Annotated in this window: 5 protein-coding genes; 2 read left to right on the top strand and 3 right to left on the bottom strand. The window is 46.0% G+C overall.

Translation table 11 applies throughout. The annotated features are described in order from the left end of the window. Window positions 1–2 precede the first annotated feature (2 nt). Window positions 3–11,579: a non-ribosomal peptide synthetase gene (locus tag ACE1SE_RS09915; protein WP_374050753.1), complete on the bottom strand. Its 11,577-nt coding sequence runs from the start codon at window positions 11,577–11,579 to the stop codon at window positions 3–5. 707 nt (window positions 11,580–12,286) lie between these two features. Between ACE1SE_RS09915 and ACE1SE_RS09910 the strand changes: the two genes are divergently transcribed. Together ACE1SE_RS09910 and ACE1SE_RS09905 are read left to right on the top strand one after the other, a co-directional pair. Continuing rightward, window positions 12,287–12,619: a DMT family transporter gene (locus ACE1SE_RS09910; RefSeq protein WP_099132330.1), complete on the top strand. Its 333-nt coding sequence runs from the start codon at window positions 12,287–12,289 to the stop codon at window positions 12,617–12,619. A gap of 36 nt (window positions 12,620–12,655) precedes the next feature. Next, complete coding sequence (locus ACE1SE_RS09905; protein WP_374050752.1) at window positions 12,656–12,946, top strand: putative hemolysin; 291 nt, start codon at window positions 12,656–12,658, stop codon at window positions 12,944–12,946. 68 nt (window positions 12,947–13,014) lie between these two features. Here the strand turns inward: ACE1SE_RS09905 and ACE1SE_RS09900 are convergent, their stop codons facing one another. Both ACE1SE_RS09900 and ACE1SE_RS09895 read right to left on the bottom strand, forming a co-directional pair. Beyond that, on the bottom strand, window positions 13,015–15,912 hold the full coding sequence (locus ACE1SE_RS09900) for a salicylate synthase (protein ID WP_374053640.1): 2,898 nt from the start codon (window positions 15,910–15,912) through the stop codon (window positions 13,015–13,017). A 35-nt stretch (window positions 15,913–15,947) separates the two neighbouring features. Further along, the gene (locus ACE1SE_RS09895) at window positions 15,948–16,724 is read right to left on the bottom strand and encodes a thioesterase II family protein (RefSeq protein WP_374053639.1); all 777 of its coding nucleotides are present in this window, start codon (window positions 16,722–16,724) and stop codon (window positions 15,948–15,950) included. Window positions 16,725–16,737 lie beyond the last annotated feature (13 nt).

The raw sequence follows: 16,737 nt of genomic DNA, 5'->3' as shown, positions 1-16,737 counted from the left end.
ACCTATATTGATACATTATCTTTAATTGACAAGGCATTAATTATTTCTGTGCTGATAATGGAAACATGTTCAATAATATTTTCATGATAACAATTATCAATCAACTTAATTGTTAATGGATTGGCTGTCCATTGTGAAATATTGTTATCTGGTGTATTGATTATCAATTGACTCATCGTAAGTCCTATTTCATCTTTATGTTGTGGATTTGCCTGGCCAGCTTTAAATAAAATGATGTTTGTATGTGATAATTTTCCGCTTAAATTACAGTTTGCTATTCCAGATTCAAACGGTATTGCTTCTAATACCTTATTGATATAAGTTTCGTTTGCTCCCATTTCCTGTAATTTTCTTATAACCTTATCATATGCGTTTGATATATCTAATTTATCCCTAAGTTCTTTTATCTCGTTATTATTAATAACGGTATCTAATAAAAATAACTGAATCTCTTTTGCGCCGAGTTGTTCCAATTGAAATGCAATCTCCATCGCTATTTGCCCTCCTAATGACCAGCCTAAAATACGAATAGGTTTATCAATGGAGATTTCGGTTAAGATTAATTTCATGTAGATCTGTGTTATCTGTTGTAATGAGTCAATTTTATTCTCTGTACAAAGATTGTAATTATCGATGCCGATGCAGTTATACATATCAGATAAGGTGTTTGCCAGAGGTTCATATACTTCACTACCGCAATTGACTGCATGGATCATAAACAGTTTATTGGCTGCGGTTGATTTTGGTGTTAAGAAATTAAATAAGTTGGATTTAATGTTGCCTGATTCCAACCATTGGGATAATAAAGAAATACATTTGTAGTTAAATAAAATATTTAAAGGAATATCGACATTTATTTCATTGCGTATTGCTGTAGTTAATTTAATCGCCATTAGGGAATTACCACCAATACGGAAGAAATTATCTTCAATACCTATCCGTTTCAAACCTAACACTTCCTGCCAGATGGCACATAACTGAGTTTCTAAGGTATTGCGGGGTGCCATATAATTGTCCTGATTACCCCATACCGGCACCGGCAGGGCGCGGCGATCCCGTTTGCCATTCAGGGTTAACGGTACGGATTCTATGCGGGTAAAGCTGGCGGGTAGCATATAGTCCGGTAAGCGGGCGGAAAGATACTGAACCAAGGTCTCATCGGACAACACGCCATCGGTGACCAGATACGCGACCAGCACCTGATTGCCTTTGTGCTCGTGGTCAATCACCATCGCCTGTTTGATCTGGGGGTGTGAAGTCAGGGCGTTTTCAATTTCTCCCAACTCAATGCGGTAGCCGCGGATTTTAACCTGAAAGTCATTGCGCCCCAGATAGTCCAGCTCCCCATTCGGCCGCCAGCGGACTAAGTCACCGGTTTTGTACAGGCGGGTATAGCCACGGGCTTTATCTTCTGCGGTGGCAAAGGGATTCGGCACAAAACGTTCGGCAGTCAGTTCAGGCCGGTTTAAATACCCTCGTGCCAGTCCGGCCCCGCCGATATACAACTCACCCGGCGCACCGACAGGGGATAAGTTGCTGTGACTGTCAAGGACGTAAAGACGGGCGTTATTAATCGCTTGACCAATATTGCTGGCAATCTCCCCATGTTGGTAGTGCTTCCCTGTCGCACAAACGGTAACTTCGGTTGGGCCGTAGGAGTTGAATACATTGCTGTGATGGCTGAAATCGTCAAGAAAATCTGAGGACGGGGATTCACCTGCTGTTATCAATAACTGCAAGGAGGGGAATGCGGTACCAATTAATAACTTCAATATAGCTGGCGGTAAGGCAGCAATTTCAATGCTTTCTCGCTGAATCAGGTGTGCAACGGCGGGGGCATTACGCTCGCTTTCACTGCACAGGTAAACCGTCAGGCCATGCAGTAAACTGGAAAATAGTTCAAAAACAGAACCATCAAAAACATACGCCGCAAACATTAAGGCTTTTTTTCGTTTTGTGATATCAAACAGTTCTGCCTGTGCCGCAACCAGATGGGCCACATTTCTATGTTCGATCATGACGCCTTTAGGCTGCCCCGTGGTGCCGGAGGTGTAGATGATATAGGCCAAATCGGTTGGGTTATTGATTGGAGCCGGATTTTCTACGGTGCGGCCTGTGGTGATTGTCTGGTCATCCGCCGCTATCAGTATCGGTGGTTCCGCCTGTGTCTGGCTGTATTCCGTCAGTGTTGCCAGGTACCGTTGCTGGGTGAGTACACACGGGCTTCCGGTGTCTTGCAGAATAAACAGCACCCGCGCCGGGGGATATTCGGGGGAAATGGGCACATACGCGCCGCCGGCTTTCAGTACCGCCAGGATGCTGATAACCATTTCCAGACTGCGGTCAAGATAGAGGGCAATGGGAGTGTCTGCCCGCAGAGGGGCACAACGTTGTCGAATAACACCGGCTAACTGGTTTGCCCGCTGGTTTAACTGCCGGTAGGTCAGGGTTTCCCCTTCAAAGACCAGTGCCACATTATCCGGCGTCTTTTCTGCCTGTGCCTCAAACAGTTGCGGCAAGGTGTTATCTTTCGGGTAGGGGGCATCGGTCTGGTTCCAGGTGTGCAGCAGGGTGTGGCGCTCCGAGGCAGACAGGGCATCAATTTCCGCCAGAGATTGTTGCGGGTCTGCCACGAAGGCGGCCAGCACCCGTTGATAGAAATCCGCCAGCCGTGTCATGGTGGTTTCGTTAAACAGGCTGACCGCGTAATTCAGGCAACCTGTAATCGCGGGTTGTCCTTCAGACAGAAACAGGCTTAAGTCAAATTTGGCCGGACTGGACAGGGATTCGTCCAGTACCAGCGGATGAAAGGGCAGTGTGGCTTCATTTGGCTGGTGTTCCCCAAAACTCTGTAAGCCAAACATCACCTGAAAAATCGGATGACGGGCGGTGTCACGTTCCATCGTCAGGGCGTCAACCAGTTGTTCAAACGGCATGTCCTGATGCGCCTTGGCGTCGGCCAGTAATTGATGGGTCTGTTCAATCAGGGTGGTTACGCTGTCTGTCTGTGCAAGCTGTGCCCGCAAGACCAGGGAGTTAACAAACATGCCTGTCAGGGATTGGGTTTGGGCATGGTGGCGGTTATCGGTCGGTGTTCCCAGTACAATATCGTTTTGGCCGGATAATTTTGCCAGTGTGACATAAAAGCCACTGAGCAGCACGGTATACAGGGTGGTTTCCTGGTTCTTTGCCAGCGTTCTTAGCTGGTCAGAGAGGGGGACCCCCAGCGTGAAATTGAAGTCCCTGCCTTGATAATTGACCCGGGTGGGTCTGGGGAAGTCTGTTGGCAGGGCCAGGGTTTCATAGTGGGCTAAGGCCTGTCGCCAGTAGGCAAGCTGGCGTTCACGCACATCACCCTGTAAATATTCCCGCTGCCATGCGGCATAGTCGCCATAGGTGATATCCAGGGCCGGCAACCGGCTGTCACGGCCGGCTGACAGGGCCTGATAAATTTCTGCCAGTTCGTGCATAAAAATATCGATGGCCCAGCCATCAATGGCGATATGGTGCCATAACATCAGGAAGTAATGCTTGCCGGCCATGGAATAGTGACAGAGGCGCAGGCTGGGTTCTGTGGTCAAATCAAAGGGCGTGGCTATTTCAGTGCGTACTGTATCCAGCAGTGTGTCAATATCATCACAGGGCGCTACTGACCTGATAACTAAATGCCTGTCCAGTACCTGTTGGTAGTGTTGTCCGTCAGCATGCTGGCGGTAGACTGTCCTGATGATGGCATGGCGCTCGGCTAATCGGTTAATGGCGGTTTCTAATAAGGGCAGGCAGGTGTCGTTATCCAGTTGAACCAGATAAGGGATATGGTAGGCATTGGTGCCCTGTTCAAACTGCTCGATAAACAACATCCGTTCCTGGGCGAATGATAAGGGATAACGTTCCAGCGCAAGGTGAGGGATAACTGTACAGGGTTGTTGTCCCATCTGGGTTGCCAGACCGGCGATGGTCTTAAGTGCAAACAGTTGCGTCAGTGAAACCTCGGATCCAAGGGCACGCCGAATGGCGGCTGTCAGTTTAATCGCTGTCAGGGAATTGCCGCCGATACGGAAGAAGTTATCTTCAATGCCAATTCTCTCCAGCCCCAACACGGCCTGCCAGATGGCACATAACCGGGTTTCTAGGGCATTGCGGGGTGCCATATAACTGTCCCGATTGCCCCATACCGGTGCCGGCAGGGCGCGGCGATCCCGTTTGCCATTCAGGGTTAACGGTACGGATTCTATGCGGGTAAAGCTGGCGGGCAGCATATAATCTGGCAGGCGGGACGATAAATATTTTATCAGGGTGTCATCGGACAGCACGCCATCGGTGACCAGATACGCGACCAGCACTTGATTGCCTTTGTGCTCGTGGTCAATCACCATCGCCTGTTTGATCTGAGGGTGTGAAGTCAGGGCGTTTTCAATTTCTCCCAACTCAATGCGGTAGCCGCGGATTTTAACCTGAAAGTCATTGCGCCCCAGATAGTCCAGCTCCCCATTCGGCCGCCAGCGGACTAAGTCACCGGTTTTGTACAGGCGGGTATAGCCACGGGCTTTATCTTCTGCGGTGGCAAAGGGATTCGGCACAAAACGTTCGGCAGTCAGTTCAGGCCGGTTTAAATACCCCCGTGCCAGTCCGGCCCCGCCGATATACAACTCACCCGCTGCACCGATAGGGGACAGGTTACCCTGTTTGTCAAGAACATACAGATGAACGTTATTAATCGCTTGACCAATATTAGTGGCAATATCTCCACGTTGATAATGTTTCCCCGTTGCACAAACGGTAACCTCGGTCGGTCCGTAAGCATTCAGTACCTTGCTGTGATGGCTGAAATCGTCAAGGAAATCTGAGGACGGGGATTCACCTGCGGTCACCAATAACTGCAAGGAAGGTAATTCAGTGCCAATTAATAACTTCAATATAGCTGGCGGTAAGGTGGCGATTTCAATGCCTTCACGCTGAATCAGGTGTGCAACGGCGGGGGCATTACGCTCGCTTTCACTGCACAGGTAAACCGTCAGGCCATGCAGTAAACTGAGAAACAGTTCAGAAACAGACGCATCAAAAACATACGCCGCAAACATTAAGGCTTTTTTTCGTTTTGTGATATCAAACAGTTCTGCCTGTGCGGCAACCAGATGGGCCACATTTCTATGTTCGATCATGACGCCTTTAGGTTGTCCGGTAGTGCCGGAGGTGTAGATGATATAGGCCAAATCGGTTGGGTTATTGATTGGAGCCGGATTTTCCACGGGCTGGCTTATCGTGATTGTCTGGTCATCCGCCGCTATCAGTATCGGTGGTTCCGCCTGTGTCTGGCTGTATTCCGTCAGTGTTGCCAGATACCGTTGCTGGGTGAGTACACACGGGCTTCCGGTGTCTTGCAGAATAAACTGAACCCGCGCCGGGGGATATTCGGGGAAAATGGGCACATACGCGCCGCCGGCTTTCAGTACCGCCAGAATGCTGATAACCATTTCCAGACTGCGGTCAAGATAGAGGGCAATGGGAGTGTCTGCCCGCAGAGGGGCACAACGTTGTCGAATAACACCGGCTAACTGGTTTGCCCGCTGGTTTAACTGCCGGTAGGTCAGGGTTTCCCCTTCAAAGACCAGTGCCACATTATCCGGCGTCTTTTCTGCCTGTGCCTCAAACAGTTGCGGCAAGGTGTTATCTTGCGGGTAGGGGGCATCGGTCTGGTTCCAGGTGTGCAGCAGGGTGTGGCGTTCTTCCTCACTCAGGAACCGGATGGCGGTATGTGGCTGGTGTGGATCACCGGCCACCGCGTGCAGGATACTTTCAAACTGACGAAGCAAGCGCAGGGCCTGTTTGTCTGCCAGCCCGTCTTCCCCGTACCCCAATTTGACCGTAAGGCAGTTATTCTGCTCATAGGCCATCAGTGATAATGGATAATCGGTTTTTTCGATGGTTCGGCGGAATATCAGGGTATTTTCAATCCCGGCCTTATTTTCGTTTGCCACGGGGACAGGGTAGTTTTCAAAGACAAACAGGCTATGGAATAGCCGCTCCCCGTCGGATTGCAGACTGGCAAGTGAGACGGCGCTGTGACTGTTAAGTGCGGCGATATCCTGTTGTATAGCCTGTAAGACGCTGATAACCCTGTTGGTTTTATGCCACTGTACGCTCAATGGCAAGGTATTAATGTACAGGCCGACACTGGATTCAATACCGTCTACCGGGATATCGCGCCCGGATACGGTCGTGCCGACAATAGTCTGTTCATCTCCGGTGTAACTGTGCAGTAATTTATGCCAGACAAATTGCAGTACCACGTTCAGGGTAATGCCTTGTGTCCGGCACATATTCCTAAGTTGCGTATAATCGCTTCCCTGCACAGCGAGCACCTGTTCAGCCGGTTTTTCGACGGTCTTTATCTGTGTCAGGTTCACATGATGATGTAACAGGGTTGATAGATCATTGGTTCCCTGAAAATGTGTTTTGCGCTCTGCCCAATACTTCTCAGATTCAACCAGATGCCCCAGATAGTACTGCTGGGTTGCCAGATAAGCCTGCTCCACTATGATTTGAGGTTTCTGCCCTTGCACCAGCATGTCGTAATACTCGTGCACAGTCTGTAATAAAATCGGGCCACTCCAGCCATCAGTAATCGTGTGGTGTTGCGTGATCAGCACCGTTACCAGTTGTTTACTTTGTTTAATTAAGGTAAAGCGGATTAATCCGGGCTGCTGTAAATTAAAAGGCAGAGTACGGTCATGTTGTTGGATCGCGTCAATCTCTTTGTTTTGTTCTTCCTCTGGTAACTGGCTGATATCTTTGAGCTCGAAGTTCGTCGAATTAATACTGGCACCCGTGGTTACAATCTGCAAAATTTCCCCTTCCCAATCAAATGCCGTTCTGAGGATGGGAAAGCGCAGGGAAGCTAGCGACCAGGCTTGTTGATAGGCGGCAAGATTAAGTTGGGTGTGATAATCCAACAGCAATTGCACGCGATAGGCATCATCCTGTGGTTGAGCCAGATGATGATAAATAAATCCCTGCTGCAAACTGGTGGCGGGATACAGGGCTTCCACCGGATAGTTTTGTTGTAAACGATTTAAGCGCTCAATCGAAACTGCTTTAAATTCATAATCACTGGGCGTTCTCACACTACCCAATTGAGCCTGTTTTTGGCTGGCAGCGATAACGCTATTGAGTGCTTGCTCAAAAGCCGTGATAAACATGTGTGTTGAGCTTGATGGTAAACGAGACAGTACACTGAATTGCAGTTTTCCTGCCTGAACCGCGCCATTGATATCTAGCAGTAAATGACTAATGTTCTCGCTGGCGATCATTGAACCACAGTTTTCGCTGGTCAGCGCCCAATCCTGATGGTTAATTTGTCCGGCTTCACCCCCTAATTGGCCAAGGTAGTTAAAGCTGATAGCCGGCAAGTTCTCTGATAAGTATCCGGCCTGATGTAATGCCCCATAACCGATGCCTTTGTTCGGTACGGCACGCAGCATTTCTTTGGTGTGAATAATGGTTTCCGCAATATCGGCTTGCATTGTCAAACGAACAGGATAAGTGGTTGTAAACCAGCCCACAGTTTCGGAGACATCCAGAGCACTGTCGATGGCTTCCCGTCCATGTCCCTCAAGAGTGATGAGGTTCACCGCCCGGGAGAATGTTGTCTGCAATGCCAGTGTGAGAGCACTAAGCAGTAAATCGTTAATTTCAGTGTGATAACCTAGATTAGCCTCATGCAGTAGAATGTTTGTCAGTTCAGTTGATAAACTCAGTTGATGTGTGCTGAGTTCTCCCATCACCGGATAAGTTTTCCCCCCCGCCATGACGCCCTGCCAGTAGGGCACTTCATCTTGATGCTGTATGGCATAGCGATGGACCGCATTAACCCATTGGCGGTAACTGCTGGTTTTCGGTGGCAGTGCTGTTCCCTGTAGCAGCAGGCGTATATCTTCCGCAATAATCCGCCAGGACACCACGTCAATAATCAGGTGGTGAAATGCGAAGAATAAGCGGGCGCTACCATCGGCATATCCGGTCAGATGAGCGGCTTGCCATAAAGGTCCCGTGCAATAATTGAAGCCACTTTGCCATTGGGTCAGTTGTTGGTGATTTAATTCATTGAAATCACAATGCTGCAATGTGGGTAACCAGAATGGCATTTCTGCGGGGTAGTACTGGCGATAACCCTGTTCTGTCTCAACAAAATGGGCGCGTAACATATCATGTCGCTCAACCAGTACGATCAGCGCCTGTTCAATAGCAGCGTGACTGATATTGCCTGGCAGTCGGATCGTAAATGCCTGATTCCAATGGTGCGGACATGGCAGGTTCTGGTTGAAGAAGTCCTGCTGGATAGGCAACAGATCAAATTCCCCGTTTAATAATCCCTGCTCTGCGACCACCGTTACAGTGGATAACGTTTGTGTCAGTAGTTGTGCTAACCGTGCTACCGTTGGTGCTGCAAAAATCGATTTGACTTGCAGGGAAAAACCGATCTGCCGCAGTTTGGAGACCAACTGGATACTGACAATCGAGTCGCCACCGATACGGAAGAAATTATCCTCAATACCGATCCGTTCTAATCCTAAAACGTCTTGCCAGAGCGTGCACAATCGGGTTTCCAACTCAGTGCGTGGCGCTATATAAAGCTCTCGGTCTTCCCACACAGGATCTGGCAAAGCATGGCGATCGAGCTTGCCGTTGATAGTCAAGGGAACGGCATCAATGCGGGTAAAGCTGGCGGGCAGCATATACTCCGGCAGGCGGGTTGACAGATGCTCTATCAGCGTGTCATTGGTCAAGGTTTCGTCGGTAACCAGGTAAGCCGCCAGTGCTTTATGGCCCATATGCTCTCGGTCGATCACCACAGCCTGTTTCACTTGTGGGTGAGAGGATAAGGTTGTTTCGATTTCCCCCAGTTCAATGCGGTAACCACGAATTTTGACCTGAAAATCATGGCGTCCCAGATATTCCAGGTTACCGTCCGGCAGCCAGCGCACCCGATCACCGGTTTTGTACAGGCGAGTATAACCCTGAGCTTTATCTTCGTCTGTAGCAAACGGATTTTCCACAAAACATTCGACAGTCAGATCTGGACGATTCCGATACCCCCTTGCCAGCCCAGCACCGCCGATATACAACTCACCAGGGGCCCCAATGGGAGACAGTTTGCCATAATGATTAAGGACATACAGGCGGGTGTTATGATGTGCCTTGCCAATCGGAATATTGCCACTCAGTTCATTGGTTACAGCAAAATGAGTAATATCATTTGTCGTTTCTGTGGGACCATAGAGGTTAATTAAAGTACTCGAATGACTATTTATAGCTCTAAATGCGTTGACATGGGACATCGTCAATGTTTCTCCGCCACACAGAACATAACGGATAGTACTGGGTAATTGCTGTCCTAATTCCCGCAGCGTCTGGCAGAAAGCACCTAACATGGACGGGACAAATTGCACCACCGTTACACCAGTTTTCTGTATCAGTTGATATAAAGCCTCAGGCTGTTTATGGACATCCGGTGAGGGCATCACGATACTGGCACCAAAACAGTTAGCTGCAATCAACTCCCAGACTGAAGCATCAAAGGTATAAGGGATTTGTTGCAGGATCTTATCCGATGCACTTAATGGATATTGGGATTGCATCCAACACAGGTGATTGATGACGTTTCGGTGGGTCAACTCAACGCCTTTCGGCTGTCCGGTCGTCCCGGAGGTGTAGATAATGTAGGCCAAATCAGTACCTTTGTTCACTGGCACTAAATTTTCTACGGATTGGTCTTGGGTGACTGTGCAGTCATCTGTGGCTATCAACGCTGGCTGAATTGGTAAAGTGTGGGTATGTTTCTCCAATGTTGTCAGGTGCCGCTGTTGGGTGAGTACACATGGGCTTCCGGTATCTGCCAGAATAAACTGAACTCGCTCCTGAGGATATTCAGGGGAGATCGGCACATAGGCACCACCGGCTTTCAGCACCGCCAAGATACTGATTACCATCTCCAGACTGCGGTCGAGGTAGAGAGCAATTGGTGTATCTGCTTGCATCGGTGCATTGCGTTGCTGTTGGCAGTGTTCACGTATTACAACGGCGAGTTGGTTTGCCTGTTCGTTGAGCTGACGATAGGTCAGGATTTTCTCTTCAAACACCAGCGCCACGTTATTCGGTGTTCTTTCTGCCTGCGCCTCGAACAGTTGATGTAAAATTTTATCCTGTGGGTAAGATGCATCAGTCTGGTTCCAACTGTGCAGTAGGGTGTGGCGCTCTTGGTCTAATAAGACAGGTAATTCATTGACGAATAAAGAAGGCGTGTTAAGCAAAGCAGTCAATAAGTTTTGTAATCGCGCAATTATTTGTTTTACATCTTGTTCACTAAAATATTCCTGTAAATAATCTATCGCTATTGTTAGCCCCTGGTCATATCCAAAGTCTTGCAAGCGAAAAACGATAGGATCAGTGTTAAATCCCCCATCGACAATATAATGCTGCGCCTGATTGATTTCAGATGCTGATTCTGAAAGCCGTTCATAGAATATAAATATATCAGGTAAAGCAACGCCATGGTTATTGGCCATGCGAATCAAGTGAGAACGAGGGAACTGGCTGTGGTGATAACTCTCTTTTAGCGCTAATTCCATTACTTTAATTTGTTCAGTGACACTGATTGTGTGAGAAACATGGCAATGAACCGGATAGATATTTGTCTGCATTCCTACGACATATTTCTCTGATTTTGTCCTTCTGCCATGAGTAATGGTATTAAATGTTAATGCCTGTTGTCCTGTCAGTTCTGACATCATAATGATAACTAAGCTCGAAAAGACAGCAAGAAAGTTCGTTTTATTTTTTTCACAAAAAGTAAGCAAATCGGCCTTAATTGAAAACGGTAATGCCGACATGTCGCTACGGGAACCCTTATTCTGATAACAAGGAATTAATTGATGGATATCGTTTTTTGTTAAAAAATGACACCAGTGGTTTTTATCTTTTTCATAATAAGAAGAAGTCAAATATTCTTTTGCTTTTTCTATAGTATCTAAATATTGTGGAATTTCTGCCAACCAGGCTGTTGATGCTCCATTTTTCAGACATGCATATAACTTATGGGTATATTCATGTAACCGGAATAAACCAACTCCATCAATCATAATATGATGAAATTTAGTGAAGAAGTAGTATTTCTCGTTAGTAATACGAAGCAATGATGCCTGATATAAGGACGCATTTGGAAAGTTAATGGGAATATCTATCTGCTGCTGCATCCAACGTTTTGCTTTTTTTTCAGGATCAGGCTGCATTGTAAAATCATGGAATATGACTAATTCAGTATTATTCTGACTCTGAATATATTGAGTTGCTTCATTATCAGAATTAACGAATATGCGTAACTTCAACATATCAATATGTTGATATAGTAATCGCCAGACTTGCTGCAAGACGACGATGTCAACTTCACCTTCCATCAAGGTATACCAGCCCAGGTTGTGTAATGGGGTGTCTTCATGAAAGGTTTGCTCATAAAACACATCCTCTTGAGCGGGATGAAGGTTATATAAGTTCGAATTCAACGAACCTTCAAATGTTCTCATAGTAAATTATACGAATGCATTCCGTTTACAAGTTATTTGTAACCTCGCAATCTTTCAGCATTCCCCCTCATTTAAAATAGTTAATATTGTTTGCCCAGGGTTTAAAGTTTTATTTTTTGTCTGTTTAAGTGTATATTTTTATCACTTATCCTGTTTTGCGCCGTTTGTTTTTATTTCCGAGAATGGCCATTGTTTTACCCATTATTCCATGATCATGATTTTATGGTCGTAGTTCGTCAGGTTCTAATAGTGATAGTCATTTGCATTGAAGTCGATAATATTTTTTATTTGTTATGGTTATGTTTTTTAACTTTCTATGAATATAATGCAATCTGATTTAGTTGCTTTATGGTTTCCTGTTGATATTTAAATGACTACTATAGTGTTTTTTATCGCAAAAAATAATTTCCTGTTCTTTTTTATATTGAAGTGAATAATTTCTTTAAGTCATTTTTATGATGAATTATTTAAGATGGTTTTTATTGGGTGGGAATAATATTGATACATGTGGGTGTTTTAATGAAATAATCCTTTTTATTTTATTGAATAATTCCCTGTCATATTTATATCTGATTTTTCCCCTCATTATTATTCTTCTTCATAAAGAAAAACACCTCATTTCGTTAAGGTATTGTATTTTAACTTATGGTAGATTAAGCGGTTTTTTGAAATTTGATCTGTCTTATAACTTTGGCTTGGTGAGTAATATGAATGTATGGGGTTATTTGTTTATCGCGATTTTGTCTGAAGTGATAGCGACAACAATGTTAAAAACTGCCGATGGTTTCACTCGCTTAGTGCCGTCTATTGTTGTGGTGATGGGATATTGCTTATCATTTTGGGCGTTATCACAAGTTGTAAAAGTGATGCCTTTGGGGATTGCTTATGCTGTTTGGTCTTGCCTTGGTATAGTTTTAGTCTCTATTGCAGGTATATTTCTATACCAGCAAAAATTGGATTTACCGGCAATTATCGGTATTCTTCTGATTATTGCAGGTGTTTTAGTTATCAATTTGCTTTCTAAAAGTGCAGGGCATTGATCTGTACCCTAATCCGATAGTTAAACTGGAGAAAATATGCGGTTAAAGCGGGGAGCCATCCTTGTCAATTTGTTGCTGGTAGGTGCTATATTAACAGGTTGCAGCGGGCATCAAGCAGATACTTCATCAAGCCGATACAAATATTATCAATATTCTGATTTGGGTATTTATCTGAGTAAAGATGCCAGTGAAAGTTGCTCTGATGCAGGGGGAATTCCGGCATTAACCAAGCAATTGAATGGTCATTCGATTCCTGTTTGCCAATTGGTGAATGGTCGTCGTTGTAATGAACAGGCTCTATTGGATGGTGGGTGTACATCCTTTTAATTTAGGGAAAACCAGATATCACTCTGGTTTTCCCCGCAAATATTATGGCAACCTATCCCAATAAGCTTTTAGTCCTTTTTGTCGGAAGAAGGGCGAACATATTTCATAATGCACTCAAGTTTTTCGCAGGTTTCCTGCCATTCTCTTTCTGGCCTTGAATCTCTGACCAATCCGGCACCCGCCTGAAGCCAGCAGCGTTCTTTATGCTGGTAGAGAGAGCGTAACACCAGTGCGGCATCCAATTTACCGGTGCTATCCAGAAGCATGACACAGCCACTATAAAGCTGGCGTGGTTCATCTTCATATCGAGAAATAGCTTGTAAAGCAGGTTTTTTCGGTATTCCTGAAGCGGTGACTGCTGGGAATAAGGCAATGAATGCATCCCAGCGATTTTTGTCTGTTTGTAGTAACCCTTTTACTCGTGATGCCAGATGTTGTACCGAACCACGTTCACGAATAGCCATAAATTCTGATACACAAAGTGTTTCTGGCTGACAAATCGGCGCTAATTCTTCTAATGCCAGTTTGACTGAAACAGCGTGTTCGGAGATTTCTTTCGGATCAGAAAGTAAGTCGGCCCGCAGCTTCTGATCTTGCTCCTTGTCATGTGTCAATGCTCTGGTGCCTGCTAACGGCTGGGTATTAACCCAACCCGAACTTTCGGCCTCAACGACGGTTTCTGGACTGAAACCGTAAGCAGAAAAATCGCCGTCACGTAAGAAGAAAGAGCGGGCAGGTGTGTTAGCCTGACGGCCCAGCCAGTAACTGTGTGTGATATCAATATTTGAACCAAGCTCAACTTTGCGTGACAGGATCACTTTTTGGTAGTGATCTGCGGCAATATCTTGAACCGCATTTGCAACGTTGTCTTGATAATTTTTTGCCGCGTCTGCGGTGTTGATAATTTCCATCTCTCTTGTATGTGGGAAAACCGGTGTGCCTAATTGATCAGCGTGCTTGACTTTCTCACTCAATATGGAGATTTGCGCTTCTTCCAGTGTCCGTATCAGCACCTGTCCTTGAGTTATGCGTAATTCATGTTGTGGAATAGTGATTTTTATTAGCGCTTCATTTTGTTGTTCTAATGATATCCCATATGTCATATGGGAAAACTCGAATAATGTTTTGCCATAAGCACGCCAGTCTTTAATCGGAACAGCGGTGAGTACTTGCTCAAGTTTTTGGCTGAGTGTATTGATATCGTATGGATGATGATGACCTTGTGAATCAATCAATTGTCCCGATGCATCTGCACTTATGGTTGCAGCGCAACCTATTCCCAATGACCATTCACCGTTTATTTCATAGAGCGTACAAGGTTGTGCATCATTATCGGCAAGCAAGTGGGTAACCAAATCTAACGGAGCACTGGTAATCGCAATCATCTGTTCATGGTATTGCTGCATTGGGCGGTTATTTTCTGTTTGTGCCATCTGTACTAACTGACGTTTGTCGATTTTTCCTACCGCGGTTAATGGCCAATACGCCACAAATAACCATTGGTCAGGGATTTTATGACGCTGAACGCCTTTTTGATGCAAGAATGCTTGCATCTGTGCGGGATCGGGTTGGTTGATGCTCTTTGGCAGGCATGCACAAATGCGTTCACCCAATAGTTCATCCGGGACTGCGATCACAACGGCGTCATCAATATCTGGATGTTGCAGTAATAATGTTTCAACTTCTAGCGTTGAAATTTTTTCACCACTGCGGTTAATCTGCTCTTTAATCCGTCCCTCAACGATCAGGTTGCCATCAGGTCTGATGCGAACCAAATCGCCTGTGCGATAGAATCCATCCGTGGTAAAAGCGACGGTATTGTGCTGTTCAGCACGGTAATATCCTGTAATGGTGTAAGGACCTCGTGTAATCAATTCACCTACTTCACCAGAGGCAACAGGTTGCAGATTGATATCAACAACTTTGATCTCATCTTCTTCTGATAATGGGCGTCCTTGGGTATTAATGATAACGTCATAAGGGTCGTTTAGTCGGGTATAGCAAAGTAATCCTTCCGCTGTACCAAATACCTGCTGTAAAGGACCAAGACGTGCCATGACCTGTTCTGCCAGTTCCGGTGTGAGCCTGCCACCACCGACTTGTAAGCAACGTAAGGACGAAAGGTCGCTTTGTTCCCAGTCACGAGCTTGTTCCCAGAGTCGTGCAAGAGCCGGTACTAATGCTAAATGTGTCACTTTATGCTGCTCGATCAATGGCATGGTTTCATCACAACTGGCTGTATCACTAAGGAGTACACATCCTCCCTGAGAAAGAGTGCCCAGGATCCCGGGGCTGCCTAAAGTAAAGTTATGTGCAACAGGCAATACCGCTAAATAAACGCTTTCAGTATTGACTGAGCACAGACGGGCAGAAAGCACAAAATCATAGGTGTAGGCATCGTGAGTACGCGGAATTAATTTTGGTGTACCTGTCGTTCCGCCGGAAAGCAAAAGTACAGCAATATCGCCATAACCTGGACCAGGAATATTGAGCGGCTCCTCTTCAATGGAAGAGAATGGAGTAAATTCTTCTGCCTCTCCGTCCACGATAATATGTTTAAGTTCATCACAAGATGCTGCGATTTCCCGCGCCATTTCTCGATAATCAAAACCGTGGATACAATCAGGAATAATATAAGCCACCGGACGTGCAATCTGGCAAAGCGCATGAACATCATGTGCCCGTTGGGTAGGCATCAATAATACGGGATGAGCCCCTAGCCTGAACAAGGCAAAGCAGGTGATAACAAAGGAGATACGGTTAGGTAGCTGTACCATAACGTTATCACCATGGCGTATTCCACGATGATACAATCCGCTAGCTAACCTTTCCGCAGATTGATGGAGTTCATGGTAAGTTAGCCGTTGTTCTTGATAAATCAACGCGGTTTTATCTCCCCAGATACTGGACCATCCGGCAAGCTGCTGATCCAGCGTTTTACCATTCCAAAGATAATTTGGTGTCATAGTCAGTGTTTTTCCTAGGATAGAAAAAGGTGCCATTATGCGAACTCCTTTGAATAAACATATTGCATAAATTGGGTAACGTGACGAATAAAATTCTGTGGTTTTTGTGTAATGTAAAAATGATCGCCGGCAATCTCTTGGCAGCAATAGGCAAGATTTTGCTTGTCATTTGCCAGCCAATGATGCCATTGCTGAACTTCCAGAGCGGAAGCCTCTTTATCTTCGTTGCCATAAAGCAACAACGTAGGTGTTTGTAGTTTTACTGAATCAGGCTGAATAGCGTGGTAATAGTGCTCTGTAGCAAAGAAATCTGCCCGCAACATGGGTAAAAACAGGGCAAGTAGTTCAGGATTTTCTCGTAAAATCGGGCTGCAGCCGCCGATATCAATCAGTTGTTCAATGAATTCATGATCAGGCAATCCACTCAGTTGGCGGCGGGATTGAATATGGGGGGCATGACATCCTGAAAGTACCAATGCTTTGGGGGCACAGTTATGTTGTTCAAGGCGTCGGCAGGTTTCAAAAGCGACCTGAGCTCCCATACTGTGTCCGGCCAGTATCAGGTTTTCTCTCTGTTCAGAAGTCAATGATTTGATCACATCAGTAAGCGACTGAGCCAATGGCGTAATATTGGTAACAGCATGTTCATTCATACGGCTGTCACGTCCGGGGTAAATCACCAGTGAAACGGCAATACCTGAATCTTCTGATGTGGACCAGTTCCGAAATGCACTGGTACTGCCCCCGGCAAAGGGGCAGATTAGCAGCGTATATTTAGGTTTGCTGTGAGTCGTCAAACATGGACGAATCATCGGATGTACAGGA

It is taken from the genome of Xenorhabdus taiwanensis, assembly GCF_036512875.1.
In the GTDB taxonomy this organism is placed as follows: Bacteria; Pseudomonadota; Gammaproteobacteria; order Enterobacterales; family Enterobacteriaceae; genus Xenorhabdus; species Xenorhabdus taiwanensis.
Note: the sequence above shows the minus strand (reverse complement) of the source record. Positions and strands in the feature narration are given on the sequence as shown.